General features: G+C 62.3%; 1 protein-coding gene. It reads left to right on the top strand.

The window, feature by feature from the left end; all coding sequences use genetic code 11:
• On the top strand, positions 1 to 992 hold a 992-nt coding region (locus FPZ47_RS27620), incomplete at both ends, for a cytochrome P450 (RefSeq protein ID WP_144957482.1).

The raw sequence follows: 992 nt of genomic DNA, 5'->3' as shown, positions 1-992 counted from the left end.
TCTGTCTCGTGGATGGGAGCGTTCGGCACCAAAATGGCGGTCATCGCGGGCCCCCAAGCTACCCAGGAGGCGCTCACCACCAACGCAAAGGCGTTCTCGCAAGACGGCTGGGCCTTTCTCATCGACGCGTTCTTCCACCGCGGATTGATGCTGATGAGCTTTGACGAACACCTCATGCACCGGCGCATCATGCAGGAGGCCTTCACGCGGCCGCGACTGGCCGGCTACGTCACCCAAGTGACCCCTTGCGTCCGCGCAACCCTGCCCACGTGGCCGACCGGCCCGTCCGTCCGCATGTACCCGCTGTTGAAAAACCTGACCCTCGACATCGCCACCGATGTGTTCATGGGTGGCCGAGGCAAAGACAGCAGCGACGCCATTAACCAGGCGTTCGTCGCTACGGTACGCGCGGCCAGCTCACTCGTCCGCGCGCCGCTTCCCGGCACCCGCTATCGCGCCGGGATCCGCGGCCGACGGGTGCTCGAGGAATACTTCGCCCGGCACTTGCCGGCCGCCCGGGCCGGCAACAGCAATGACCTGTTCGCCGCGCTGTGCCATGCCAGCACCGAAGACGGACAACGTTTCAGTGACTCCGATGTCATCAACCACATGATTTTTCTGATGATGGCCGCTCACGACACATCGACCATCACCACCACCGCGGTAACTTATTACCTGGCAAAGCATCCAGAATGGCAGGATCGGGTTCGCGCCGAAAGCGATGCTCTCGGCGACCGATCACCCGAGATCGATGATTTGGAAGGGCTCAGGTCCCTCGATCTGGTGATCAAGGAATCCATGAGACTCGTGGCGCCGGTTCCGCTAGTGATGCGCAAAACAGTGCAAGACACCGCAATAGACGGCCACTACATCCCCTCCGACACGCTTGTGGCGATCACCCCCGCCGTCAACCATTTCGTCCGCGAAGTCTGGCACGATCCGGATCGCTTCGACCCCTTACGTTTCGACGACCCGCGCCGCGAAGACCAAGC

The organism is Mycobacterium helveticum, from assembly GCF_007714205.1.
GTDB classification, from domain to species: Bacteria; Actinomycetota; Actinomycetes; order Mycobacteriales; family Mycobacteriaceae; genus Mycobacterium; species Mycobacterium helveticum.
Note: the sequence above shows the minus strand (reverse complement) of the source record. Positions and strands in the feature narration are given on the sequence as shown.